Here is a 24,066-nt window from a genome sequence, read left to right on the forward strand (position 1 = left end):
CCAATTTGGCTTAAAAAGTCTCCCAATCATCGTCCCCGCCCGCCGGTGTGACCCGGGTGCTGGTCTTGGGCGCCACCGCAGTCAACACGGGCGCGGTGGGTTTTGCCGCAGCAGGCCGGCTGGCCAGGGGTTTGGCGGCAGGCGCCTTGGCCACCGGGGCGGCATCGGCCCGGCGCTCTGGCCCCTTGAAGGCCAGGGACGGCTTGCTGCTGCGCACAGCCGTCTTGGCGGGAGCGGCCATAGGGGCAGGTCGGCTGCTGCCTTGTTCGGCCGAGAGCTTGAACACGGCCACGGTCTGCACCAGCTCGCCCGCCTGGCTCTTGAGGCTGCTGGCCGCCGCCGCCATTTCTTCCACCAGCGCCGCGTTCTGCTGGGTCACCTGGTCCATCTGCGTGATGGCCTCGCCCACCTGGTTAACACCGGCGCTCTGCTCGTGGCTGGCCGCACTGATCTCGGCCATGATGTCCGTCACGCGGCGGATGCTGGTCACCACCTCGGTCATGGTGCTGCCGGCCCGGTCCACCAGCGCCGTGCCCTGCTCCACCCGGCTGACGCTGTCGCCAATCAGGGTCTTGATCTCTTTGGCCGCCTCGGCGCTGCGCCCGGCCAGGCTGCGCACCTCGCTGGCCACCACCGCAAAACCGCGGCCCTGTTCGCCGGCCCGTGCGGCCTCCACTGCGGCGTTCAGCGCCAGGATGTTGGTCTGGAAGGCAATGCCGTCAATCACGCTGATGATGTCGGCAATCTTGCGCGAGCTGTCGTTGATGCCCTTCATGGTCTGAACCACCTGGCCCACCACTTCGCCGCCCTGCACCGCCACGGTGGACGCGTTCATGGCCAGCTGGTTGGCCTGGGAGGCGTTGTCGGCGTTCTGCTTCACGGCGGAGTTGAGTTCTTCCATGCTGGCGGCGGTTTCTTCCAGAGCGCTGGCCTGCTGCTCGGTACGGGCGCTCAGGTCGTTATTGCCCTGGGCAATCTCTGCACTGGCGTTGGCCACCGACTCGGAACCACTGCGCACCTTGGAGACCACGGCCACCAGGCTGTCCTGCATGGCTTTCATGGCCTGCAGCAGCTGGCCAATTTCATCACGGCTGCTGCTGTGCACCTGCACCGTCAGGTTGCCCGTGGCCACATTGGCCGCCACATCCAGCGCCTCGGACAAAGGCTTGGTGATAGAGCGCGTGATGTAGGTCGCAGCAACAAGCGCGAGAAGCACCGCCACCACCATTGCCACCACCATCATGTTGCGACCGGTCACATACGCCTCGGCCGACGTCTTTGCAGCGGCCACAGAGCCGTCATGGTTCATCAGCACCAGCTTGTCCAAAATGTCGGAGGACCGTTCAAAGTTCTTTTTGGACTCGCCTTCCAGCAACTGGCGGGCGCCTTCGGCGTCATTGCGGCGGGAGAATTCCATCACTTCTTTGTGAATCTTCAAATAGGCCTCGCGTGCCGCGGCGAACTCGTCGTAGAGGCCTTGCTCCTCCTTGGTGCTAATCAGTTTTTCGTATTGGCTACGGCTGGTTTTGATACGCGCCTGAATGCTCTCCAAGTCCTTCTCGATGGTGGCCTTGGCCACGTCATCCGTGTTCAGGATGTGCTGCATCTCCGTCGCACGGTAGTCAGAAATCGCAGTGTTGAGCAAATTGACCTCTTCAACGCTGGGCAACCAGTTGTTGTCCACATCTGCGGCACTCGCGCGCATGGTCGCCATTTGCACCAGCGCGGCAGACACCACCAGCACCATGATGGCCACCAACACGCCAAACCCGGCATACAGCCGGGTTGCAATTTTCAAGTTACCCATAAGAACACTCCTCTTTCATTGTCCATCTCAAACCCCTGCAGCCCCCGGATGGGGGGCTAAGCACTGGTAAACACCGTGAGCACCCCGGTGTAGCCAAACAGCTGGTTGCGTGCAATTTCGCCCCCCGCAAAAAACCCCACCAGCGGCACATCGCCCAGCGCGCGGCGCACGATCTGCAGCTCGGCGCTGGGCCCGCCAAAGTGCGGGCCACCCCGGCCCGAGCAGCTCACATACACCGCGCCCGCAATGCGGCGCGCCGGGTGGGGCGCCGCCTCGGCTTCGCTTTGCTGCAGGGCAAAGGCGGTTTCCACCGTCAGCTCCTGCGGCTCCAGTTCTTCGCGCACCTCGGCGCAGATGCGCACCAGGTCGGCCTGCGCGGCCTCGCGGTTGCGCTGGCAAAAGGCCAGGTGGGCGCCAGTCTGCACCTGGGCCGCAATGGCAATGCCACGCCGCCCCGGGTCCAGGCCAATGATGTGGCGCACCGTCACGTCGCTGCCCAGGTTACCGGTTTGGCGCACCAGCGCACTGTCCCCGGCCACGCCCGAAACCGGGGTCTGCACCAGCCCCACCAGCGTGGCACGCACCACCTCCAGCGCTTCCTGCGGGTGCTCCAAGCTGATGCCGAGGTCGCGCAACATCACATCCAGCGCGGGTTCGCCATCCAGCGTGATAACCACGTTGTGGTCCGCCTCGGTGACCACACGCGCTTTGGACACCGGCTTGCAGCCCTGCGTGACGCGCGACACCATGCCCACGCCCTCGCCAAAGGCCACGCCGCTCAGGCCGCCGTGCAACACCCCACTGGCCGCACCAAAGCCGCTCAGGTTGCCATCGGCCGCCACCGCAAACTGCACGCTCTGCGTGCGGCTGCTGGAGAGGCCACCAAACAGGTAACCGGTGTCGGTGCGGGCCGCCATTTCGTCAATCAGCTCCACCAGGTCGGGCGTCTCGCCATCGGCATGCACCAGTGCCGTGTGGGCCTCAAATCCCAGGCCCAGCGGCGCAATGCCGGAGAACACCCGGTACTCGTGGCTGGGCAGCTCCAGCAGCATCACCGCCAGGGCGGGCTCGTCAAAGTACTCCACGTTATTGGCCGCAATGCCCACGCCCACGGTGCCCGACCAGTCGGTGACCAGCGGCAGCTCACCGCTGAGCATCTCCAGAATGTCTTTGGCGTGGGGCGCGTAGTGGTCCGTGATGTAGAGCAGCGCCAGCGTAGGCGCAGAGGCATAGCCATGCAAGGCCATCTGGGCGCGCAGCTGCGCCAGTACCAGGCCAACCGCCATGGGCCACTGCGGGTGTGTGGCGTGCGCGTACGGAAACAGCTTCATGCGCCCAGCCCCGGTGGATGTGCCTGGCGCCTAACGGCCGGTGGATTTTTTGGTGGCGGTTTTACGCGCAGCGGGGCGCTTGGCCACCGCTTTTTTGCCGGCAGCGGTGGCCGACTTGAGGGCTTCTTTGGCCAGGCCGGTGGCCATGTTTTTGGTCATGTCCACCGCGGTTTTGGTGGTGGCCTCTTTCATGGCGGTGGCCGCAATATTTTGGAACTGCTGGGTGAGCGAGCCCCACAGCTGCAGCGGATCCACCAGCCCCGGCACACCCGCTGCTTTGGCTGCGGCCCTGGTGTCACCTTTGCTGGCGCTGCTAGCCACGTCCGACAGTGTTTTGGCGGTGCTGGCGGCTTTTTCGGTCACGCTTTGCACGCCCGAGGCAATGGAGTCCGCCGCCTTGAGCTTGAGTGCATTGGTCACATCGCCCAGGTTGAAGTTCATGCCCTTGAGCGTGGCCAGGGTCATCTTCTGCACCTCCAGCGCCTGGATCGTGGCGCCCAAGGCGCGGGAGTTTTGCTCCAACCAGAAGTGCACGTTTTTGAGCTCTTCGATACGTTTGTCCAGCTCCTCCACATTCAGCGTGGGGGCGACCCAGTTGGCCAGGTTGGGCATTTGCGGGATGTTCTGGCTGGCGCCTTTGGCCAGGTTTTGCAGAAAGTCAAAACCCGGCACGAACTTGCCAAAACCCGAGGTGTCTGAATCGCTCATGTGTGCTCCAAAGGCCTGGTGGTCAGGCGCTGGCGCACAGCTTACTCCAACGCGCGGTGGCTGACGAGGTGTTGCTCAGGACAAGGCGGCTTTCAGCCCCGGCAGGCGGGACAGGACCAGCCAGTCCAGCAGCAACACGGCCAGCAGCACACCACCCGCCAGCGGAAAGGCCAAGGCGGTGAGCAGCATGACCAGGGCACCGCCCTTCCACAGCGGAGCCTGCGCCGGCACGCTGGGCGCCGCCAGGCGGCCACTGCCTTGCGGCCGGCGCAGCCACCACATGACCACGCCACTCACACACAACAACACAATGGCCAGGCAAAAGATGACGTTGGCCACGGCGCTCAGCAGGCCCAGGTCGCCCTGGTGCAGCGCAATGCCGACGGCCATGGCCTTGGCCACCAGCGAGTAGTCGGCAAACGCCGCTTCGGCCAACACACGGCCGGTGTAGCGGTCTACGTGCACCGTGCGGTCCTGCGTGGGGTTGCGCAGGTCGCCACTCATGGAGTCGACCGACAGGGTGTAGACGCCCTTGGCATCCTGCGGTACCTGGATGTGAAACTGGCCGGTGTAGCCCAGACGCAAGGCCAGGGCGTTCACGCCATCCAGGTTGACCGGTTCACCCACCGCCACGCCGGGGGTGCCGGCTTGCGAGCCAGACTCCGGCAGCGGTGTTTGCTCCAGGCCCCAGGGCACCTCGTGCAGGCCCCCGGTGTTGAGCGCGGCGTGGGTCTGGGTGGAGGTGGGCACGGCGTCCCACTTGGCAGCCGGGAAGGTGCCCCAGGGTTGCACAAACTTGGCGCCCCAAAAGCCGGTCCAGGACATACCGGTCAGCAAAAACAGCAACAGCACCACGCTCATCCAGAACCCCACGCTGCGGTGCACCGACTTCCACCACTTGCGCCCAGTCGCACGCCAGTCGGGCACGATGGCATCCCCCCAGCGCTCGGCATTGCGGGGCCAGAACAAATACAAGCCCGTGACCACCAACACGATGGCCAAGCCGGCGGCGACTTCGATAAACCGCTCGCCGCCCTCCCCCAACAGCAGGGTGCCGTGGATTTTTTCGGCCCAGGCGAACACGGTGTTCTCCTTGTCCACCTGCTTTACCACTTCGGCCGTGTACGGGTTCACCGCGACCGCCTGTGTGCTGCCCGCATGGTTCAACACAAACCAGCTCGCCACATCGGGCGTCTTGGGGGCGATGTATTCCTTGAGCTGGGCGCCAGGCAGGTGCGCCAGTGCCGCCTGGGCCTGGGCCGTGACCGGCTGCACCTGGGCCTGCGGCGCCACATGCACGGTCATGCCCAGGCGCGACTGGAAGCCGGTGAAAAACACCATCACCAGGCCGGTGAGCGCCAACATCACCAGAAAGGGCACTACATACAGGCCCGCATAAAAGTGCCAGCGCCAGGCCATGGCATAAAAACGGGACGCACCCGGTTGGCGCGCGGGCGCAGGAGGGGTCATGGAAGTCATAACAATCTTTTCAAAATGGACACGCAGCGGCTCCGACAGTCGGGTCGGAGTCAGCCACAGACACCACCGCCAGCGGTGGAGAGAGATGCAGACAGGCTTAGGCGCGTGCAGGCGGGCCGCGGGGCGTGGCCGTCACAAAGAACGGCGTGGGGAAGACAAGCGCCTGCCAGACCACCGGGGCCTGGTGCCCACGCGGCACCCGCAAGAGCGGCGGCGTGTGGGGCGGCGGAGCGGCCCCGTTGTCGCTGGGTTGCAGGCACCAGGGGCAGTGCGCGCGCCCTATGGCCGGCGCCGGTTCGGTGGGCGCATCCGCAGGGGCTGCGTCCGGGGCCAGGGTCAGCCATTGGGCGCCGTTGCTGGTACAGACCTCCAGCCGGATGGGCCCCTCCGTAGACGCGGCGGCTAGCGTATGGGTGGCGACAGGCGCCAGCGCCGCCAACAGCCACACGCACAGCACCCACCACGCGGCCCAGGGGCGGCGGGGTGGACGCAGATGCGTGACGTGGTGCATGGCGCGCCGCTAAAAAGTCAGTGTTTGTGGACGACCGGCGCGTCCTTTTTGTCCATGGCCATGCCCGCCGGGGCGGCTTGGGACACGGGCAGCTTGAGCTCGGTTTGGCTCTGCTGGCCCTTGGCGTCCTTGAACACCAGCGTCAGCGGGATGGTGCTGTCTTTCTGCAGCGGTTGTTTCAAGTCCATCAGCATCACGTGGTAACCACCGGGCTTGAGCTCCACCGCCTTGCCCGCGGGCAAATCGAGTTGGGGCACGGCGCGCATTTTCATCACGTCGCCCTCCATCTTCATCTCGTGCACTTCGGTCACCCCGGCCACCGGGGACGAGACCGAGACCAGCTTGGCACCGTCTTTGGCCGTCAGGGTCATGAAGGCGCCGCTGGCCTTCTGGCCCGGCACCGTGGCGCGAGCCCAGGCGTTTTTCACATCCACCGACTGCGCCCACACAGGAGCAGACAAGGCGGCCAGCAAGGCCAAAGCAGCAAAGGGCGTGGTTTTCATGGTCAGGTTCCTTTTAAGGGTCAAAAGTGGCATTAGCCCCCGTAGATATTGCGCAAGCAGCTATAAATTAAATAGCAAACTACAGAGAGCGACGCGGCCACACAGTGGCCAGCGTGCACACCCGGCGCGCCTGCAGCAGGCGCACCCGGTGGTGGTATCAGGCGGTGTGGGGTGGGCCGCGTGCGGACGCGGGGTCCGCGGTGCGCCAAGTGACGGTCTGTGGCACCACGGCATGTTGCACCTCGCCCAAGGTCTGCAACGGCAAGGCAGCAACAGTGCTGACCGGTGGGGCACCGGCGGGCAGGCACATCACGCAGTCCAGCGTGTGGGCCAGCGCCATGGGTGCGCTGCCACCCGCGTCGTCTTGCACGACGAGTTTGACGCTGCCGCCCGCGCTGCACACCAGCGACAGGGCCTGGGGATTCACCACCGGCGCGGCCACGGCGACGCCCATGGCCAAGACAAAACACGCCAACATCCAGCGGATGAGGGCGTGCGCTTGGCGCAGGGATTGCAGGGGGGACATGCTGGCAATTATCGCGCACCGGCGAGCGCGATCCGCAGGTCCGAACTGCTATTCTCCGCAGCACACTGAACCCAAGCGGCCCACAAGGCCGCCCTGCTGCCATGATGAATTACACCTTTGTCTCCGCCACCATCCTGCTGATCCTGATCACCGATCCGATTGGCAACATCCCCATCTTTGCCAACGCGCTCAAACACGTAGCGCCCGAGCGGCGCGCCAAGGTCATCCTGCGCGAGATCCTGATTGCGTTTGCGCTGCTGCTCACCTTCATGTTTGTAGGCGAGAGTTTTCTGCGTGTGATGAACCTGAGTGAGTTGTCACTGCAAATTGGCGGCGGTGTGATCCTGTTTTTGATTGCGCTGCGCATGGTATTCCCGCCTGCGGCCACCACCGAAAGCGAAATCATGACCGAACCGCTGATCGTGCCGCTGGCCGTGCCCGCGGTGGCCGGCCCATCGGCGCTCGCCACGGTGTTGCTGCTGGTATCGCAGCAGCCGGACAAACGCCTGGAGTGGATTGGTGCCTTGTGCGTGACCATGCTGGTCAGCGCCGTGGTGCTGGTGTCGGCCGAACGCATCCAGCGCATCATTGGCGACCGCCTGGTGGTGGCCGCCGAGCGCCTGATGGGCCTGGTGCTGGTGTCGGTGGCGATCGAGATGATGCTGCGCGGCGTGAAAACCTTTGCCGTGCAGCTCTCGGCAGCGACTTAAACGATCAGGCCCAGCCCCTGCGCATGGTGGCGCAGGTGGTCTTCCATGAAGGTGCTGATGAAGTAGTAGCCGTGGTCGTAACCCGCGTGGCGGCGCAGCGTGAGCGACTGGCCGGCCGTGGCGCAGGCTGCTGCAAAGAGATGCGGGTGCAGCTGCACTTCCAGAAACTTGTCCGCCAAGCCCTGGTCCACCAGAATGCCCTGCGCAAACAGCGGCGCGCTGCGCTGGCCCATCAGGGCCGAGGCGTCGTGCGCGGCCCAGGCCTCGCGGTCCTCGCCCAGGTAGCCCGCAAACGCTTTGTGCCCCCAGGGGCACTGGCTGGGCGCGCAGATGGGCGCAAAGGCCGATAGGCTTTTGAACCGCAGCGGGTGGCGCAGCGCCAGCGTGAGCGCGCCATGGCCGCCCATGGAGTGGCCAAACAGGCCCAGGCGCTGCACGTCCACCGGCAGGCTCACGCCGACCAGCGGCAACAGCTCGCGCAGTAGGTAACTCTCCATGCGGTAGTGCGGGGCCCAGGCGGTCTGGGTGGCGTCCAGGTAGAAGCCGGCGCCCACGCCAAAGTCCCAGGACTCGGCCTCGCCCGGCACCCCAGCGCCGCGCGGGCTGGTGTCGGGTGTTATCAGCGCCAGGCCCAACTGAGCCGCCACACGCTGCGCACCGCCCTTGGCCATGAAGGTTTCCTCGTTGCAGGTCAACCCGGCCAGGTACATGACAGCCGGCACCGCGCCCCGCTGGGCCTGCGGCGGCAGAAACACCGAGAAGCGCATGGGCAAGCCAATGACGCTGGAGGCATGCTGGTAATAACGCTGCACGCCGCCAAAACAGGCGTGTTCGCTGACGAGTTCAAGGGCAGAGGAGGACATTGATTGCTACAAAAAGAGAAGCTGCTGGCGCACTAACCACATGGGCTAACGGCCTATTTCATCAATAAATGACGACGCCGCGGATGGATTCGCCGCGCTTCATCAGGTCAAAGCCCTTGTTGATGTCTTCCAGCGGCATGGTGTGGGTGATGAGGCTGTCGATGTTGATCTTGCCTTCCATGTACCAGTCCACGATCTTGGGCACATCGGTGCGGCCGCGTGCGCCGCCAAAGGCCGAGCCTTCCCACTTGCGGCCGGTGACCAGCTGGAACGGGCGGGTGCTGATTTCGGCACCCGCTTCGGCCACGCCGATGATGATGCTGCGGCCCCACCCCTTGTGCGTGCACTCCAGCGCCTGGCGCATGACCTTGGTGTTGCCGATGCACTCGAAGCTGTAGTCAGCGCCACCGTCGGTGAGCTGCACGATGGCGTCGACGATGTTGCCGCCGGCGGCCTCAATGTCCTTGGGGTTCAGAAAGTGCGTCATGCCGAATTGGCGCGCCATGGCTTCGCGCTCGGGGTTCAGGTCCACGCCGATGATCTTGTCGGCGCCCACCATCTTCAGGCCCTGGATCACGTTCAGGCCAATGCCGCCCAGGCCGAACACCACGGCGTTGGCACCGGCTTCCACCTTGGCGGTGAAGATCACGGCGCCGATGCCGGTGGTCACGCCGCAGCCGATATAGCAAACCTTGTCGAACGGCGCGTCTTCACGAATCTTCGCCAGAGAGATTTCGGGCGCCACGGTGTAGTTGCTGAAGGTGGACGTGCCCATGTAATGGAAGATGGGATCGCCGTTCAGGCTAAAGCGCGAGGTGGCATCGGGCATGAGTCCCTTGCCCTGTGTGCCACGGATCAGCTGGCACAGGTTGGTCTTGCGCGAGAGGCAAAACTTGCAGGTGCGGCATTCGGGCGTGTAGAGCGGAATCACGTGATCGCCCTTCTTGAGCGTGGTCACACCGGGGCCCACGTCCACCACAATGCCGGCGCCTTCGTGGCCCAGGATGGCGGGGAAGATGCCTTCGGGGTCGGCACCGCTGAGCGTGTAGTAGTCGGTATGGCAGATGCCGGTGGCTTTGATTTCGACGAGCACCTCACCAAATTTGGGGCCCTGCAGATCCACGGTTTCGATGGTCAGGGGCTGGCCTGCTTTCCAGGCGACGGCGGCACGTGTTTTCATTCGGAGATCTCGGTAGAAGAATCGGAGGCACTCTCGGCAGAGGGCGCGGGGCTGGGGTCTATGGACGCCGGTGCGGCAGTATCGCCAGAAACGGATGCCGCAGCGGCGCTGGGGGCTGTTCGGCCGCGGCTTTCGGGCGGCACCACTTCTTGCAAGATGGCGCCAAACATGCTCTGCCCATCGCGGCCTTTGACCTCGATGCGGATGGTGTCGCCGTACTGCATGTACTCGGTGCTGGGCTGGCCGTCCTGGATGGTTTCCATCGCGCGCTTCTCGGCAATGCAGCTGTAGCCGTTGGGCCAGTCGGTGCGGTTTTTGCGCGCCACACCCTTGTTGCTGATGGTGCCCGAACCGATGATGGAGCCGGCCCGCACGCGGCGCGTCTTGGCCAAGTGGGCAATCAACTGGCCAAAGTGGAAGCTCATGTCGTTGCCGGCCTCGCACATGCCGACCTTGCGGCCGTTCCAGGTGCACTGCACGGGCAGGTGCACCCGGCCGCGCGCCCAGGCCTCGCCCAGCTCGTCGGGCGTGATGGCCACGGGTCCAAACGCCGTAGCCGGTTTGCTCTGCACAAAACCAAACCCTTTGGCCAGTTCGTCGGGAATCAGATTGCGCAGCGTCACGTCGTTGGCCAGCACCAAGAGGCGCACCGCGTCGATGGCGCGGTCGCTGGGGCAGCCCAAGGGCACGTCGCCGGTGATGACGGCCAGCTCTGCCTCAAAGTCCACACCCCAGGCCAGGTTGGCGCACACGATGTCGGCCTGCGGGCCGGCCAGGTCGTCGCTGCCGCCCTGGTACATCAGCGGGTCGGTGGCAAAACTCTCGGGCACCGTGGCGCCACGCGCCTGGCGCACCAACTCCACATGGTTCAAATAGGCCGAACCATCGGCCCACTGGTAAGCGCGCGGCAGCGGTGCCAAACACTGGGCCGGGTCAAACGGGAAGGCGTGGCGCGCACGGCCCTGGTTCAGCAGGAGGTAGAGGTCTTCCAGCTGGGGCGCGAGGTAATTCCAGTCGTCCAGCACCTGCTGCAGGCGGTTGGCGATGTGGGTCGCATAGTGCGCCTGGCTCAGGTCGCGCGAGACGACCACCAGCTGCCCGTCGCGGGAGCCGTCTTGGTAGGTAGCGAGTTTCATGCGGGCATTTTCGCCGGGATTAGCTCGCGGGCCCGCCGCGTGTCTACCGTACACTGGACTTTTGCGTTCTATCCAGCATGTCTTTGGCTTTGCCTCCGGTCGCACATTCCCCCACCCCTATTCCCTCCTGGCCCCTTAAGGGCCTGGCGCTGGTGCTGGCCGTGGTGCTGGGCGTGCACGCGTGGCTGCTGGGTGGCATGCCGTTGCCTTTCCACTGGGCCGCGGACGCTGCGCGGCAAGAATCGGACACCATCGCCATGCAAACCCGGGTGCTGCCGCCTGCCAAAGCAGCCCCCCCGGCAGTTACCCCCACGCCCCCTGCCCCACAGCCCCCGGCACCCGTGTCGGTACGCTCTGCGGCAGAAGCCACAGCCGAGAATTTCGAATCTTTTTCGCCACAAGATCACGTGGATACTGCGCCAATAGCTCCTGATTTCATAGCAGAACCGAGACCTATCCGGATCCCGGAGCCCTCTGCCACGGCCTCCCCAGAACCGGAGGAAGAGGAGCCCTCGCAGCGCTACGCCTTTCCGCCCCCAGTGCGCCTGAATTACGACGTATGGGCGTTGACCGATGGCAACCGCAACACCGGGGGGGCCCAACTCAGCTGGAAACACGATGGCGACGACTACCAGGCCAGCTTGATTGCCACCAAGTGGCGGGTCAATTTTCGGCAATGGACTAGCAAGGGCGCACTGACCGGGGTCGGCCTGGCGCCCGTGCGCTTTGGCGACAAGGGCCGTGGTAGCGAGGTGGCGGCGCATTTTGTGCGCGAGGAGGGCAAGGTCGTCTTCAGCGCCAACACGCCTGATGCGCCCTTGCGGCCCGGCGCGCAAGACCACCTCAGTATCTTCATGCAGCTGGCCAGCCTGTGGGCCGGCGAGCCGCAGCGCTACGTGGCGGGTGACAGCATCAGCTTCCAGTCCATCGGCCCGCGGCAGAGCGAGACCTGGACCTTTGTGATCTCGGCCGAAGAAGCGATCACCGTGCCGGGAGGCACCTTCCCCGCCATCAAACTGACGCGCGAGCCTACCGGCGAGTACAGCACCAAGGCCGAGCTCTGGCTGGCCCCCAAGCTGGCCTACTTGCCCGCCCACATCCGCCTGTCCGAGAGCAACGGTAACGTGCTGGACATGGTGTGGACCGGCAGCGAACCACCCTGAGCCTTTCCCATGTCCCACACCCCATTGCGCCGCCATCTGATCGCGCGCCTGCTCGCATGTGCCTTGGCCGTGTTGCCCGCCTTCACTGGTGCGCAAAGCGTGACCGTTCCCGCCTCGGTACGCCTGAGTTATGACTTTGAGGGTGTGATCTCCTCACCCTACACGGGCAGTGCGGAGCTACTCTGGCAGCACGAGGGCGGCAACTACACCTCGCAGCTGGTGGTGCGGAAATTTGGCCTGAACCTGCAGACCTGGACGAGCAAGGGAACGCTCACCGCCCAGGGACTGGAGCCGCTGCGCTTTGTGAGCAAGCGCCTGGGCAAGGACGAGGTCAACGCCAACTTTGTACGCCCCCAGGGCAAGATCACCTTCAGCGCCAACACGCCCGAGGCCACACTGGAAGCAGGCGCGCAAGACCAGCTCAGCGTATTCATGCAACTGGCCAGCCTGCTGGCCGGCAAGCCCCAACAGTGGGCGGCGGGCAAAACCGTGACTTTTCAGGCCGTCGGCGACCGCTATGCCGAGAACTGGACCTTCAAGACCGGCGCGCTGGAGCCCATCAAGGTGCCAGGCGGCACCTTTCCCGCCATAAAGATGACCCACGAACCCACGGCCGAGCGCAGCCAGAAACTGGAGCTCTGGTACGTGCCCAGCGTGAGGTATTTGCCACTTCGCATCCGCATTACGGAATCCAACGGCGACTTTCTCGATTTGTTGTGGGCCAGCAGCCAAAAACCCTGAGCTTTGCGCCGCAGAGCGGTTTTCCTGCTACTCTTGAAATCGCAAAGATGACACCCATTTGGCATGTATCTCTCGCTGGAAAATACTATGCACACCTTGTACGACTCTGAATCCTTCTCCGTCACCCACATGCTGGCCAACGGCGAGCCAGACGGTGTGCAACCCGAAAAAACCGAACGTTACCCCCAGGGTGTGCCCATGCTGGCGCGCCACGGTTTCGAAATCGTGGACAAACGCTCGGGCAAAGAGGTCTACCTCGATGGCTCCTGGGCCGAGCTGTTCCAGCAGCACATCCAGGCCTGGCAGGTGAACACCCCGACCCAGGAAGAAGTGGAAGACACGCTGGACCAGTACGCCGTGTTGGCGCAAAACCCGGTCGTGGTGCACTAAACCCTTCCCGCGCCAAGCGATCAGGGGCTCTTCGGAGCCCCTTGGTCTTTCCAGCCCCCATGACACCGGCCCTGGCCGGGGAACTGCGACAATCTCGCCCCATGAGCCAGACTTACATCCTCACGTTTTCCTGCCCCGACCGCCTGGGTCTGGTGCACGCCGTTTCGGGCTTTTTGCTGGAACGCGGCGGCAACATCGAAGAAGCAGCCCAGTACAACGACCCAGACACCGGCCTGTTCTTCATGCGCGTGCAGTTCAGCTGCAGCCAGCTCAGCCATGCCGAGCTGCGCGCCCAGTTGGGCAGCTTTGCCGAGCCGCTGCAGCTGCAGTGGAGCCTGCACGCCACGGCCCAGGCCATGCGCACCGTCATCATGGTCAGCAAGGAAGGCCATTGCCTCAACGACTTGTTGTTCCGCTGGAAGAGTGGTCTGCTGCCGCTGGACATCCGCGCCATCGTCTCCAACCACCGCGAGTTTTACCAGCTGGCGGCCAGCTACAACGTGCCGTTCCACCACATTCCGGTGACCGCAGCCACCAAAGCGCAGGCCGAAGCCAAGGCCTACGAGGTGATTGAGTCCGAAGGGGCCGAGCTGGTGGTGCTGGCGCGTTACATGCAGATCCTGAGCGATGACCTGTGCCGCAAGTTGTCAGGTCGCGCCATCAACATCCACCACAGCTTCTTGCCCAGCTTCAAGGGTGCCAAGCCCTACTACCAGGCGCATGACCGCGGTGTGAAACTGATTGGCGCCACCGCCCACTACGTGACGGCTGACCTGGACGAAGGCCCGATCATCGAGCAGGACGTGGCCCGCGTGGACCACAGCAAAACCGTGGAAGACCTGACCACCCAGGGGCGTGACACCGAGAGCCAGGTGCTGGCCCGCGCGGTCAAGTGGCACAGCGAGCACCGCGTGCTGCTGAACGGCCACAAGACCGTGATCTTCAAGTAGCCGGGATAAGGCCCCGCGCAGTCGCCCCATTTGAAAGGGCAATTTGCCGCCGGGCCGCCCCAAGGCAAATTAGCCCCCTTGGGGGGCAGCGACCCGCGCAGCGGCGGAGCGTGGGGGCCTACAAATGGAAGCGTCCCACCAGCTGGTCCAGCGACTGGGCTTGCTCGTCCAGTGACTGCGCGGCTGCGGCAGCCTCTTCCACCAGGGCCGCGTTCTGCTGGGTGCTGTCATCGAGCTGGGCCACGGCGCGGTTGATCTCTTCAATGCCGGCACTTTGCTGCAGCGAGGCACCAGAGATTTCCTCCATCACGGTGCTGACCTGCCGCACGCTCTGCGACATCTCGGCAATCGTCTGACCCGCTTGTTGTGCCAGCTGCGCACCGTCCTTCACTTGCGAGGTAGAGGCCTCGATGAGTGCATTGATTTCACGCGCCGCCTTGGCACTGCGCTCGGCCAGCGAACGCACCTCGGAGGCGACCACCGCAAAGCCACGGCCCTGCTCGCCCGCGTGGGCCGCCTCGACTGCAGCGTTCAGCGCCAATATGTTGGTCTGGAAGGCAATGCCCTCAATCACACCAATATTGGCATGGATGGCCTGGGTGCTCTTGCTGATCTTGTCCATGGTGGCGACCACGCTGGCCACCACCTCACCGCCCTGCTGGGCCGAGCGTGTGGCCAAGCCGGAGAGCTGGGCGGCCTGGGTGGCGCTGTCGGCATAACGTTTGGCAATGGCGGCCATCTGCTCCACGTTGGTGGTAGTTTTTTCCAGCGAGGCAGATTGCTGCTCGGTGCGCTGCGACAGGTCCAGGTTGCCCATGGAGATTTCGCGCGAGGCATTGGCCACCTGCTTGGAGCTGCCGGCAATCTCGCGCATGGTGTCGGCCAACCTGCCCTGCATGTCACGCAACGAGTACAGCAGGCTCTCCGTATCTTTGGGCTCCAGGCGAATCTGCATGGACAAATCGCCTTGCGCAATGCGGCTGGCAATGGATTTGGCATAGGCCGGCTCGCCACCGAGTTGGCGCACCAGACGTCGCGTCACCCAGCCACTGATAACCAATGACAGCACCAGCAACAGCACCATGATGCCCACCACCCAGGTTTGGGACGACTGGTAGATCTCGCCAGCGTGCACGATGGTGGCCTCGGCAGACTTGGAGCGCTGCTCCACCAGTGCATCCACAATTTTTTCGAGCTTGCGGGTGTCGTTGAGCAAGCGGGCATCTTCGGTGGGCACATCGGTGCTCATCTGCATCAGGTCCAGCGGCTGCTCTTTCACCAGCGTGATGTAGGCGCGCTGCCGTTTGGTCCAGTTGGCCATGGCCTCGACAAGCTGTTGGCTGGAGGCGCTCGTTTCTTCAGAATTGGACAGGCCCTTGATGACCTCCAGACGCTGACCAATGTGGGTGAGGCTGGTTTCAATGTCGCCACCCAGGGTGTTGCGCTCAGCGGCAGTGGTCGCAGTCAGCAGCTGGGTTTGGGCGCGGCTGGCCCGCAGAATCAGACCGCGGGCCTGCTCGGCCGCCTGGCCCGCAGCAAACTCTTGCTCATAAATGGCTTTGGTGGAGTCGTTGAGCCGCCCCATCTGGAACAGCGAAAACACGCCAATGACCACCGCTCCCACCAATACACAGGCAAAGGCCAACCACAGACTGGCGCGAACAGACAGGGCATCGAGCGCGGCAACGCGCGGCAACGCCGTACGGCGGTAATCACTACCAGCCTCGTCGACCCCAGGGGCACGCCCCTCTAGGGCGGGGGCAGAAGACAGGCCGGCGGCCAAGGTCAGCGCAGTCTCAGAGGACGAAGCTTGCATACCAAACACTCCAACAGTTTTGCAGTCTCCCTGCAATTCAGGATACTGGCTTTTCAGGGGTCTCGCCCATTTTTTCGCCCAGGCACACCGGCTTGCCCGCGGCCCAGGGGCCGTCAAACGCAAGGCGGTCGCGCCCAAAAAGCATCACGACGGTAGAACCTAGCAAGAAGCGTCCCATCTCCTCACCCTGCTTCAGCACGACCGCGTTGGCGTCGTAGTGCCACTCGGTAATCTGGGGCAGGCGCGGCGGATTGACCACCCCATGCCACACCGTGGCCATGCTGCCCACCACCGTGGCACCCACCAGGGTCAGCACGAACGGGCCATGGGCGGAGTCAAACACACACACCACACGCTCGTTGCGCGCAAACAGACCAGGCACGCCACGCGCCGTGGTCGGGTTCACCGAGAACAGGTCGCCCGGCACATAGATCATGCGGCGCAGCACGCCGTCGCACGGCATGTGGATGCGGTGGTAGTCGCGCGGGCTCAGGTAAATGGTGGCAAAGCTGCCGTTGTCGAACTGCGCCGCCAGCTTGGCGTCGCCCCCCACCAGCGCGGTGGTGCTGTAGTGGTGACCCTTGGCCTGAAAAATCTGGTCTTTGTGGATCGCGCCAAACTGGCTGATGGCCCCATCCACCGGGCAGACAAAGGAGGCAGAGGCGAGTGGGCGCACACCTTCTTTGAGGGCACGGGTGAAAAATTCGTTGAACGTGGCGTAAGCAGCGGGGTCCGGGTTGGCGGCCTCGGCCATATTGACCTGGTATTTGCCAATGAACCAACGGATCAGCGCCGTGGTGGCTTTGCCACCCCGGGTACCGGCCACCAAGCCGCCAAAGGCGGTGAGGGCTTTTTTGGGGAGCAGGTACTGTGGCAGTACGGCAAGGGTGTCAGACACAGGGGAACTCCCGAGGGGAAAAAGAGGGCCATTCTACTGACGGACCTCGGCCACAAATAGGCTTTGCTCTCGGGGAAAACACGGTGCCTTTGCCGGTTTTCACGGCAAAGCGCCCAGTTCAGCGGGGACATTAGTTTGGCTGATGACAGGCGAACGACGCACCCCAAGGAGATCGGCCGCCTGAGCGGCGATGCGACCTGGCGGCGGGGCCGTGCCTTGCCACGCCATCGCCATGCGTGAAACGCTAGAAAAGGGGCGCCTTGGATCGATGCGAGCGCTACTTCACCCGCGCCCGGTGTCGCTCCGCTTTATGCAGCGTTGAGCAGGCCCATTTTGGCCGGGGGCAAGGCCTCGGCTCGGTGGGCAGCACCAAACTGGATGTCACCCATCAGCTGCCCGCCCTCTTGGATCACGACCTTGCCGTAACGGATCTTGCCGGTGACCCGCCCGGTGGAGTAGATCACCAGCTTCTCGCGCACCGTCAAATTGCCGTTGAACTCGCCGTGGATCTCAGCATAGTCAATCTCTGCCGAGCCCTTGAAGGCGCCGATCTCGGTAATTTGCATCACGCGGGAGTCCATGGTCGCCTCCACCATGCCCTCGACCACCAGGGTGTCGCAATCAGTGATCTCCACTCCCTTGAGCTTGATATTGGGGCCCACGGTCAGCTTGCTGCCACCCTCCTTGATGGGGGCACCAGAAAGGGGGGCTGCTGCCGCGCTGCCGGCAGGCTTTGCAGGTGCGGGCGCTTGGGCTTGTACCGGGGCCGCCGATGTATGTCCGCCATCGCTGGTGCCGGAGCCCGACAGTCCACTGGACTGGGCCGGACCAGGGCGGGTATGGACCGGATCTGCGGGACGTTTGCCAAAAAACGGGGCTTGCATAGTCATCAGAATGCTTTCGAGTTGAAGAGAATTCATACTAGACCGAGCACCGTGTAGCAATCTTCGGCCAATTGCAACATCCCTGGTGCAAATGCCCCGAATTGTTGCAAGTGTCACAGGCGCCGGAGCACACAGATCCACGTCCGAACAGCAGTCCCAACGCCCACTAGTGGCATCATTCCCCCATGAGCGCCTCCCGCATCCCTCCTATCCAATGCCTGCTGACTTTTGAGGCGTTGGCACGGTTACGGTCGGTCACATTGGCAGCAGAAGAGTTGTTCGTGACGCCCAGCGCGGTGAGCCACCGGGTGCGGCAGCTGGAGCAGATCATTGGCACCAAGCTGTTTGGCCGGGCCGATTTTTCACTGACCACCGAGGGCAGCGAGTACCTGGCCCATGTGCGCGAGGGCCTGGCCATCCTGCAGAAGTTCCCCAGCGCATCCGCCGCGCCAGGCAAGCGCAAGCTGCGGCTAGCGGTCACACCCACGTTTTCGCGCTCCATTCTCATTCCACGCCTGCGCCAGTTCACCGACGCCTACCCCGAGATCGATCTAACGCTGCAGGTGTCCATCCCCCTGTTGGACGTGGTGGCCGAGGACGCGGACCTGATGGTGCGCTTTGGCCCCGGGCGTTATGCCGACATGGAGTATGTGTGTCTGATGAAGGACGAAGTGACGCCATTGGCCTCACCTGCCTTTGTGCGCGAACACGGCCCGTTTGAAACCGCGCAGGACCTAGCCAACATCCCGTTGTTGCGCAGCCCGCTGGAGCCCTGGAGAACCTGGTTTGCCGCCAACGGGCTGGACTGGCCCGAGCCGGTGGAGGGATCGCAATTCAACGACATTGGCCTGATGTGCGACGCCGCCGCCGCGGGCATGGGCGTGGGCCTGGTGCGCCTCAAACTCGGAGCGCCCTGGCTGGACAACGGTTCGCTGGTGCGGCTGTATGACAACAACGTGCCCAGCCCCCACGCCCACTACCTGTGCTGGCGCACCGGCGCCATGGACCGCTGGGAAGTCACCGCCTTTGCCGACTGGTTGAAAAAAGCGGTGGGCTAGGCGCCAGTTTCTTCACGTCACAGAACCCGGCTTTCCCCTAGAGTGCAGACTACGTCGCCCGAAAGCCCACCATGAACGCTCCCGCTCCCGCCGATCTTCAGAAATCGCTATCAAAAGCAGAGCTGCTCGCGCATATTCTACGGGGGTTAACGCCCTATTTGGCACCCCACTCCCTGCTGTACCAGACCGAGGACACCACGCCTTACGAGTGCGACGGCCTGACCGCCTACCGCCAGCGCCCGCTGCTGGTAGCGCTGCCGGAGACCGAGGCGCAGGTGGCCGCCGTGCTCAAGGTCTGCCACGGCCTGAATGTGCCGGTGGTGGCGCGCGGTGCGGGCACCGGCCTGTCGGGCGGGGCCATGCCGCATGCGCTGGGCGTGACGCTGTCACTGGCCAAGTTCAACAAGATATTGAAGCTGGACAAACGCAGCCGTACGGCCGCGGTGCAGTGCGGCGTGCGCAACCTGGCTATCAGCGAGGCGGCAGCCCCACTGGGCCTGTACTACGCACCCGACCCCAGCAGCCAGATTGCCTGCACGATTGGCGGCAACGTGGCCGAGAACTCCGGCGGTGTGCACTGCCTGAAGTACGGTCTGACGCTGCACAACGTGCTCAAGGTGCGCGGCTTCACCATGGAGGGCGAACCCATCGAGTTTGGTGGCGACGCGCTGGACGCGCCGGGTTACGACCTGATGAGCGTGGTGGTGGGCAGCGAGGGCATGCTGGCCGTGACCACCGAAGTGACTGTGAAGCTGGTGCCCAAGCCGCAACTGGCGCGCTGCATCATGGCCAGCTTTGACGACCTGCGCAAAGCCGGCGACGCGGTGGCCGCCGTGATTGCGGCCGGCATCATCCCCGCCGGGCTGGAGATGATGGACAAACCCATGACCGCCGCGGTGGAAGACTTTGTGCACGCGGGCTACGACCTGAGCGCCGAGGCCATTCTGCTGTGCGAGAGCGATGGCACGCCCGAAGAGGTGGAAGAGGAAATTGGCCGCATGACCGAGGTGCTGCGCAGTGCGGGCGCCACCGGCATTGCAGTGAGCAACAGCGAGGCCGAACGCCTGCGCTTTTGGAGCGGGCGCAAAAACGCATTCCCCGCCAGCGGCCGCATCAGCCCCGACTACATGTGTATGGACAGCACCATCCCCCGCGCACGGCTGGCCGACATCCTGCTGGCGATTGCCGAGATGGAGAAGAAATACCAGCTGCGCTGTGCCAACGTGTTCCATGCGGGCGACGGCAATCTGCACCCGTTGATCCTGTTTGATGCGAACGACGCCGACCAGCTGCGCCGCTGCGAACTGTTCGGCGCCGAAATTCTGGAAACCAGCGTGGCCATGGGCGGCACGGTGACGGGCGAACACGGCGTGGGTGTGGAAAAGCTCAACAGCATGTGTGTGCAATTCAGCGCCGAAGAAAACGCGCAGATGTTTGCGCTCAAGGCCGCGTTTGACCCCCAGGGCTTGCTGAACCCCGGCAAGGTGATTCCCACACTGCAGCGCTGCGCCGAATACGGCCGCGAGCTGGTGCGTGGCGGCCAGGTCAAGCACCCGGACCTGCCCCGGTTCTAGGCCATGCAAGGTCTGCGCGGCTTGGCCTGGTTGCTCGCGCTGCAAAGCGCTGGGGAGTTGCTGGCCCGAGCGCTGCACCTGCCGTTCCCCGGCCCCGTGGTGGGTATGGTGCTCTTGCTTATCGCCCTGCGCTGGCCGTTGGTGCGCGAGCCCGTGGCGCAGTGCGCCGACTTTTTGCTGGCACACCTCTCGCTGCTGTTCATCCCGGTCGGCGTGGGCGTGATGACGCACCTGGCGCTGCTGAGCCAGTATGGCGGGCGCATGCTGCTGGTCTTGGTGCTGTCCACCTGGATAGGCCTGGCCGTGACCGCGCTGGTGCTGTACTACCTGAGCCCTACGGAGGAAGCGCACGATGTCTGACTTTGTCGCGCTCTGGGTCTACCTTTCGGCCACGCCATTGTTTGGCCTGACAGCCACGCTGGTGACCTATGTACTGGCGCATGCGCTGTACCTGCGCGTGGGCCAGGCGGCCTGGGCCAACCCGGTGCTGTGGAGCGTGGTGGTGATTGCAGCGGTACTGTTGGCCACCGGCGTGTCTTACCCCACGTATTTTTCGGGCGCGCAGTTCATCCACTTTCTACTGGGCCCCGCCGTGGTGGCTTTGGGCTGGCCGCTGTGGCAGCGCCGCGCGCAGGTGCGCCAGCGCTGGGGTCGCTTGTTGCTCGCGTCTTTGCTGGGTGGCGCGGCGGCCAGCGGGTCGGCCTTGGCATTGGGTTGGGCCGTGGGGCTGCCGGCCGATGTGGTGCTGTCGCTGGCGCCCAAGTCGGTCACCGCGCCGGTGGCCATGGGCATTGCGGAAAAGATAGGCGGCATCCCTGCGCTGTCGGCCGTGTTTGCGGTGCTCACAGGGCTGGCAGGCGCGCTCAGTGGCAAGATTTTGTTCAGCCTGCTGCGCCTGCCGCACACCCACAGCGGCTGGGCCGCACGCGGTTTTGCGCTGGGCACCGCATCCCACGGCATTGGCGCGGCGCGGGCGCTGCAGGTGAATGCGGATGCCGGGGCCTATGCGGGCCTGGCGCTGGGGCTGCAGGTGGTGTTGGCATCGCTGCTGATGCCGCTGTTTTTTCGCTGAAACGGGTTCAGCAGAGGTGTTGGCTAAAAGCGCGAACTGAGCACGAAGTTGACCGCGCCAGATTGACCTACAAAGGCTTGGTACTGAAAAATTTGACCAAAAGCGGTGGTGTGCTCCGAGCGCCACTGGGCCATCATACTTTTGCCATTCGGGTCGTAGGCCAGCGCCAGAGGGCTCCCAGAAAAAGACGTGATCGCCAGGCCCACCGTTTTGCGCGGCAATTCGCCGGGCCGCTCCACGCGGCTGTCAAAGGCCACCACATAGTCTTTCAGAGAGCTTTCCAGCTGCTTGCGCTGCCCATCGGCGCGCATCACCAATGCGCGGTCGGCGGCGCCCATGGGCGCCGATGGCTCGGGCGTAAGCGGCGCCCAGGCCTGGGCAAATACGCCGGAAGCAGCACCCAATACCAGCAGGAACACAAAAATTCGCATGCCCCATCTCCATGTGAATGGAAAACACTATGGCATGGCGCGTCGATGGCGAAAAGAGGAAAACCCAGGGTTTGCTGTAACAAATTGCAGATTTGCACAAAACACCAAGGCCGCGTTTTTCATCTTGACGCCCTGCGCCAAGCGGGTTTCAATGTTCAACAGCTTGTTATGCACAGGCTGTCTGTCTGCTAACTCACTTAGGGAGAATTTGGAATGATGAAATCCGCTCTGATCGCCGTAGTCGCCGCCACCGTGTTGGCCGGCTGCGCCAACCAACGCTTTAACGTGGCGGGTGACCTGCCGGCCATGCCAACGGCCAAGGCTGAAGACAGCCAAACCTTCTTCGTCAGCGGCATTGGCCAGATGAAGTCGGTCGACGCTGGCAAGGTGTGCGGCGGTGCCGACAAGGTCACAGGCGTCGCCGTAGAGCAGTCGGCCACCGATGTGCTGTTTGGCATGATTACCTTGGGCATTTACACCCCCCGCACCGCCCGCGTGTACTGCAAATAAACCAGTCTACCGCCCAAGACCAAGCCCCTCGTTGAGGGGCTTTTTTATGGGCGATCGACACACACCGATGCCGGGGCCGGTCTGGCAGTGACTGGTGCAGCCCTCAGCTAGTGGGTGTCAATCCACGCTGAATCAGGCTCAGACCACGCCAAGATCCCAGATACAAAAGGTCAGGCCACTGTGGCTCGCGCCAGCATGCGACTCACCGCGCGCGGGTCCATGCCGTACATGTCGGCAAAGACGTCCAGCGATTTGCCGCTGGCTTTGAAGGCCTGCAGCAGCGCCTCGGTCTTGGCGGCTCGGGCGTTGGCTTCTGCCATGGCTTCGTCGAGCACTGCGTTGGCGGCTTCGTCGCGGCTGCGCGCCAGTTCGCTGTAGGCCTGGGGTGTCAGGCCGGAAGCCTCATACGCCACCACGATGCGCTGCACGAGCTTGGGGCGCAGGTCTTCCTTGCTGCGGGTCTGGCGGCGGCGGAAGACTTCCAGCAGGGCGTGGTGCACATGCTCGGGCGCCATCGCTTCAGCGGGTTTGCCTTGCAGGTCATACCGGTCTTCGCCCGAGGCCACGGCTGTCAGATAGCGGGTGGACCGCGCGTGGTGGGAGAGCGCCGCCTTGAGACTGTCTTTTTCAAAAACATCAGGGTGGGCGTCCAGCAAGTCCTGAAAAACGCCGCGCTTCATGGGCAGAAAGGTGGCGCCAAACATGTGGGGGTACAGCGCCGCCATGTGTTCCAACACCGGGAGAACATCAGGTTTGGCCGCGCGCTTGGGGGCTGCCACGGGGGCCTCTGTGGCGGGCGTTTCGGGTGCGGTTGGCAAAGTAGCGGTCATGCAAAAACTTCAGAAGGGCTGGGAAAAGCCCTCGATCATGCCAGCACAAAGCCGCGCACGGGGTCTGCAGCTCCGCGCTGCAACCAATTGGTCGCCGCATAGTCCGTGCTGGCATCCGTCGCATGCAGGGTATAGGCATGTCGCGACACGGCCGAGCGGTTGGGTGCGCTGTAGTGCGGCAGCAGCCCGTGGAAGACCACCAGCGCGCCCGCCTTCACCTCCAGCGGAACCGCATTCACATTGCTGGCGGGCCAGGGCGTGGCGTCCAGCTTGTGCATGGTGATGGTGTCGCCGCGGCGCTCAAAACGCTCACGCAGCACGCCACGCGGGCCACGGTGGCCGCCGGGTTCGGTCCACAGGCAGCCGTTGTCCAGCGTGGCGTCTTCCAGCGCAAACCAGAAGGTGGTCACGCTGATGGGCGTGGTGTCGAAAAACGTGGCGTCCTGGTGCCAGCCCACTTCGCCGCCAATGCCGGGCTGCTTGAAGATGTACATGGACTGCCAGACCTGCGGCCGGGTCAGGCCCACATCCGCCGCAACCTCGGCCAGCGCAGCGCCGTGGCTGAAGGCCTCGAACACCGGGTCCTGGTCGTGCAGGGCGTGGCCGATCTTGTTGATGGAGAGTGCCTTGGCCTGGCGCAGCTCTCCGTCCGCGCCAAACGCCTCTTCCTCAAAAAAGCAGCTGATGCGATTCGCCGAATCCAGAAAGTAGCGGTCCACCTGGCGCACCTGGTCGTTGGTGGTGAAGATGGTCTTGCTCTCATTGGAGTCAAAGGCCTCAACGATGGCCTCGGCCCGGGCACGCACGGCGGCAATCTCGGCGGCAGACTTGAAGTTGGGCAGGATGAGGAAGCCGTCTTCCTGGTAGCGGGTTTTCTGTTCGGGTGTCAGCATGGGGCTATGCAAAGTTGGGCTGTAACGATAGCGTTTCAGTATAGACAGGCCTGGCTGCCCACGGGTCAAATCGGATACGCTTGTCCGCAGGAGACCCCAACC

The 24,066-nt window shown here is 64.0% G+C and carries 26 protein-coding genes; 10 read left to right on the top strand and 16 right to left on the bottom strand.

Annotated elements, in window-relative coordinates; genetic code table 11:
- Window positions 1-10 precede the first annotated feature (10 nt).
- The 7 genes from AC097A_RS17465 to AC097A_RS17495 all read right to left on the bottom strand — a co-directional run bounded on the left by AC097A_RS17465 (window position 11) and on the right by AC097A_RS17495 (window position 6,865).
- On the bottom strand, window positions 11-1,807 hold the full coding sequence (locus tag AC097A_RS17465; protein ID WP_479621827.1) for a methyl-accepting chemotaxis protein: 1,797 nt from the start codon (window positions 1,805-1,807) through the stop codon (window positions 11-13).
- Window positions 1,808-1,863: 56 nt separating this feature from the next.
- Window positions 1,864-3,138 (bottom strand): FIST signal transduction protein, encoded by a 1,275-nt coding sequence (locus AC097A_RS17470; protein ID WP_479621828.1) that lies wholly within the window; start codon window positions 3,136-3,138, stop codon window positions 1,864-1,866.
- 30 nt (window positions 3,139-3,168) lie between these two features.
- Window positions 3,169-3,846, bottom strand: a complete 678-nt coding sequence (locus tag AC097A_RS17475) for a PhaM family polyhydroxyalkanoate granule multifunctional regulatory protein (RefSeq protein WP_479621829.1) — start codon at window positions 3,844-3,846, stop codon at window positions 3,169-3,171.
- Window positions 3,847-3,921: 75 nt separating this feature from the next.
- Window positions 3,922-5,325 carry a PepSY-associated TM helix domain-containing protein gene (locus AC097A_RS17480; RefSeq protein WP_479621830.1) on the bottom strand — a complete coding sequence of 468 codons (1,404 nt, stop codon included), beginning with the start codon at window positions 5,323-5,325 and terminating at the stop codon, window positions 3,922-3,924.
- A 97-nt stretch (window positions 5,326-5,422) separates the two neighbouring features.
- The gene (locus tag AC097A_RS17485) at window positions 5,423-5,836 is read right to left on the bottom strand and encodes a DUF2946 family protein (protein WP_479621831.1); all 414 of its coding nucleotides are present in this window, start codon (window positions 5,834-5,836) and stop codon (window positions 5,423-5,425) included.
- Window positions 5,837-5,853: 17 nt separating this feature from the next.
- The gene (locus AC097A_RS17490; protein WP_479621832.1) at window positions 5,854-6,339 is read right to left on the bottom strand and encodes a copper chaperone PCu(A)C; all 486 of its coding nucleotides are present in this window, start codon (window positions 6,337-6,339) and stop codon (window positions 5,854-5,856) included.
- Window positions 6,340-6,496: 157 nt separating this feature from the next.
- The gene (locus tag AC097A_RS17495; RefSeq protein WP_479621833.1) at window positions 6,497-6,865 is read right to left on the bottom strand and encodes a DUF2946 domain-containing protein; all 369 of its coding nucleotides are present in this window, start codon (window positions 6,863-6,865) and stop codon (window positions 6,497-6,499) included.
- Window positions 6,866-6,969: 104 nt separating this feature from the next.
- On the opposite strand from AC097A_RS17495, the gene AC097A_RS17500 reads away from it, so the two are divergent.
- On the top strand, window positions 6,970-7,575 hold the full coding sequence (locus AC097A_RS17500; RefSeq protein WP_105261927.1) for a MarC family protein: 606 nt from the start codon (window positions 6,970-6,972) through the stop codon (window positions 7,573-7,575).
- Here AC097A_RS17500 and fghA read toward each other — a convergent pair.
- The 3 genes from fghA to AC097A_RS17515 form a co-directional block, all read right to left on the bottom strand.
- Entirely contained in the window at window positions 7,572-8,438 is an 867-nt protein-coding gene (gene fghA / locus AC097A_RS17505; RefSeq protein ID WP_479621834.1) for an S-formylglutathione hydrolase, read from the bottom strand. The genes AC097A_RS17500 and fghA overlap by 4 nt on opposite strands.
- A 61-nt stretch (window positions 8,439-8,499) precedes the next feature.
- Complete coding sequence (locus AC097A_RS17510; protein WP_315480626.1) at window positions 8,500-9,618, bottom strand: S-(hydroxymethyl)glutathione dehydrogenase/class III alcohol dehydrogenase; 1,119 nt, start codon at window positions 9,616-9,618, stop codon at window positions 8,500-8,502.
- Window positions 9,615-10,754, bottom strand: a complete 1,140-nt coding sequence (locus tag AC097A_RS17515; RefSeq protein WP_479621835.1) for a fumarylacetoacetate hydrolase family protein — start codon at window positions 10,752-10,754, stop codon at window positions 9,615-9,617. The genes AC097A_RS17510 and AC097A_RS17515 overlap by 4 nt, the downstream gene beginning before the upstream one ends.
- Window positions 10,755-10,831: 77 nt before the next feature.
- Between AC097A_RS17515 and AC097A_RS17520 the strand changes: the two genes are divergently transcribed.
- The 4 genes from AC097A_RS17520 to purU all read left to right on the top strand — a co-directional run bounded on the left by AC097A_RS17520 (window position 10,832) and on the right by purU (window position 13,998).
- Window positions 10,832-11,917: a DUF3108 domain-containing protein gene (locus tag AC097A_RS17520; protein WP_479621836.1), complete on the top strand. Its 1,086-nt coding sequence runs from the start codon at window positions 10,832-10,834 to the stop codon at window positions 11,915-11,917.
- Window positions 11,918-11,926: 9 nt separating this feature from the next.
- The gene (locus AC097A_RS17525; protein WP_479621837.1) at window positions 11,927-12,658 is read left to right on the top strand and encodes a DUF3108 domain-containing protein; all 732 of its coding nucleotides are present in this window, start codon (window positions 11,927-11,929) and stop codon (window positions 12,656-12,658) included.
- A gap of 87 nt (window positions 12,659-12,745) precedes the next feature.
- Entirely contained in the window at window positions 12,746-13,048 is a 303-nt protein-coding gene (locus AC097A_RS17530) for a BTH_I0359 family protein (protein WP_322580285.1), read from the top strand.
- A gap of 101 nt (window positions 13,049-13,149) precedes the next feature.
- On the top strand, window positions 13,150-13,998 hold the full coding sequence (gene purU / locus AC097A_RS17535) for a formyltetrahydrofolate deformylase (RefSeq protein WP_105261617.1): 849 nt from the start codon (window positions 13,150-13,152) through the stop codon (window positions 13,996-13,998).
- Window positions 13,999-14,116: 118 nt separating this feature from the next.
- Here the strand turns inward: purU and AC097A_RS17540 are convergent, their stop codons facing one another.
- The 3 genes from AC097A_RS17540 to AC097A_RS17550 all read right to left on the bottom strand — a co-directional run bounded on the left by AC097A_RS17540 (window position 14,117) and on the right by AC097A_RS17550 (window position 17,602).
- Entirely contained in the window at window positions 14,117-15,814 is a 1,698-nt protein-coding gene (locus tag AC097A_RS17540; RefSeq protein WP_479621838.1) for a methyl-accepting chemotaxis protein, read from the bottom strand.
- A 37-nt stretch (window positions 15,815-15,851) separates the two neighbouring features.
- On the bottom strand, window positions 15,852-16,712 hold the full coding sequence (gene asd / locus AC097A_RS17545; protein WP_315480621.1) for an archaetidylserine decarboxylase: 861 nt from the start codon (window positions 16,710-16,712) through the stop codon (window positions 15,852-15,854).
- Window positions 16,713-17,020: 308 nt separating this feature from the next.
- Window positions 17,021-17,602: a bactofilin family protein gene (locus AC097A_RS17550; protein WP_479621839.1), complete on the bottom strand. Its 582-nt coding sequence runs from the start codon at window positions 17,600-17,602 to the stop codon at window positions 17,021-17,023.
- A 179-nt stretch (window positions 17,603-17,781) separates the two neighbouring features.
- Between AC097A_RS17550 and AC097A_RS17555 the strand changes: the two genes are divergently transcribed.
- From AC097A_RS17555 to AC097A_RS17570, 4 genes are all read left to right on the top strand, one after another.
- Complete coding sequence (locus AC097A_RS17555; protein ID WP_479621840.1) at window positions 17,782-18,654, top strand: LysR substrate-binding domain-containing protein; 873 nt, start codon at window positions 17,782-17,784, stop codon at window positions 18,652-18,654.
- 71 nt (window positions 18,655-18,725) lie between these two features.
- Window positions 18,726-20,228: an FAD-linked oxidase C-terminal domain-containing protein gene (locus tag AC097A_RS17560; protein WP_479621841.1), complete on the top strand. Its 1,503-nt coding sequence runs from the start codon at window positions 18,726-18,728 to the stop codon at window positions 20,226-20,228.
- 3 nt (window positions 20,229-20,231) lie between these two features.
- The gene (locus tag AC097A_RS17565) at window positions 20,232-20,588 is read left to right on the top strand and encodes a CidA/LrgA family protein (RefSeq protein ID WP_479621842.1); all 357 of its coding nucleotides are present in this window, start codon (window positions 20,232-20,234) and stop codon (window positions 20,586-20,588) included.
- On the top strand, window positions 20,581-21,300 hold the full coding sequence (locus AC097A_RS17570) for an LrgB family protein (protein ID WP_479621843.1): 720 nt from the start codon (window positions 20,581-20,583) through the stop codon (window positions 21,298-21,300). Before AC097A_RS17565 ends, AC097A_RS17570 begins: the two co-directional genes overlap by 8 nt.
- 23 nt (window positions 21,301-21,323) lie before the next feature.
- Here AC097A_RS17570 and AC097A_RS17575 read toward each other — a convergent pair whose 3' ends face one another.
- Window positions 21,324-21,731, bottom strand: a complete 408-nt coding sequence (locus AC097A_RS17575) for a hypothetical protein (protein ID WP_479621844.1) — start codon at window positions 21,729-21,731, stop codon at window positions 21,324-21,326.
- Window positions 21,732-21,944: 213 nt separating this feature from the next.
- Between AC097A_RS17575 and AC097A_RS17580 the strand changes: the two genes are divergently transcribed.
- Window positions 21,945-22,241 carry a Bor family protein gene (locus tag AC097A_RS17580; RefSeq protein WP_236635355.1) on the top strand — a complete coding sequence of 99 codons (297 nt, stop codon included), beginning with the start codon at window positions 21,945-21,947 and terminating at the stop codon, window positions 22,239-22,241.
- A 170-nt stretch (window positions 22,242-22,411) separates the two neighbouring features.
- Here AC097A_RS17580 and AC097A_RS17585 read toward each other — a convergent pair whose 3' ends face one another.
- Both AC097A_RS17585 and AC097A_RS17590 read right to left on the bottom strand, forming a co-directional pair.
- Entirely contained in the window at window positions 22,412-23,071 is a 660-nt protein-coding gene (locus tag AC097A_RS17585; RefSeq protein WP_479621845.1) for a ProQ/FINO family protein, read from the bottom strand.
- A 35-nt stretch (window positions 23,072-23,106) separates the two neighbouring features.
- Window positions 23,107-23,964: a phytanoyl-CoA dioxygenase family protein gene (locus tag AC097A_RS17590; RefSeq protein ID WP_479621846.1), complete on the bottom strand. Its 858-nt coding sequence runs from the start codon at window positions 23,962-23,964 to the stop codon at window positions 23,107-23,109.
- Window positions 23,965-24,066: the final 102 nt, after the last annotated feature.

Source organism: Rhodoferax sp. XS2R6 (assembly GCF_056521365.1).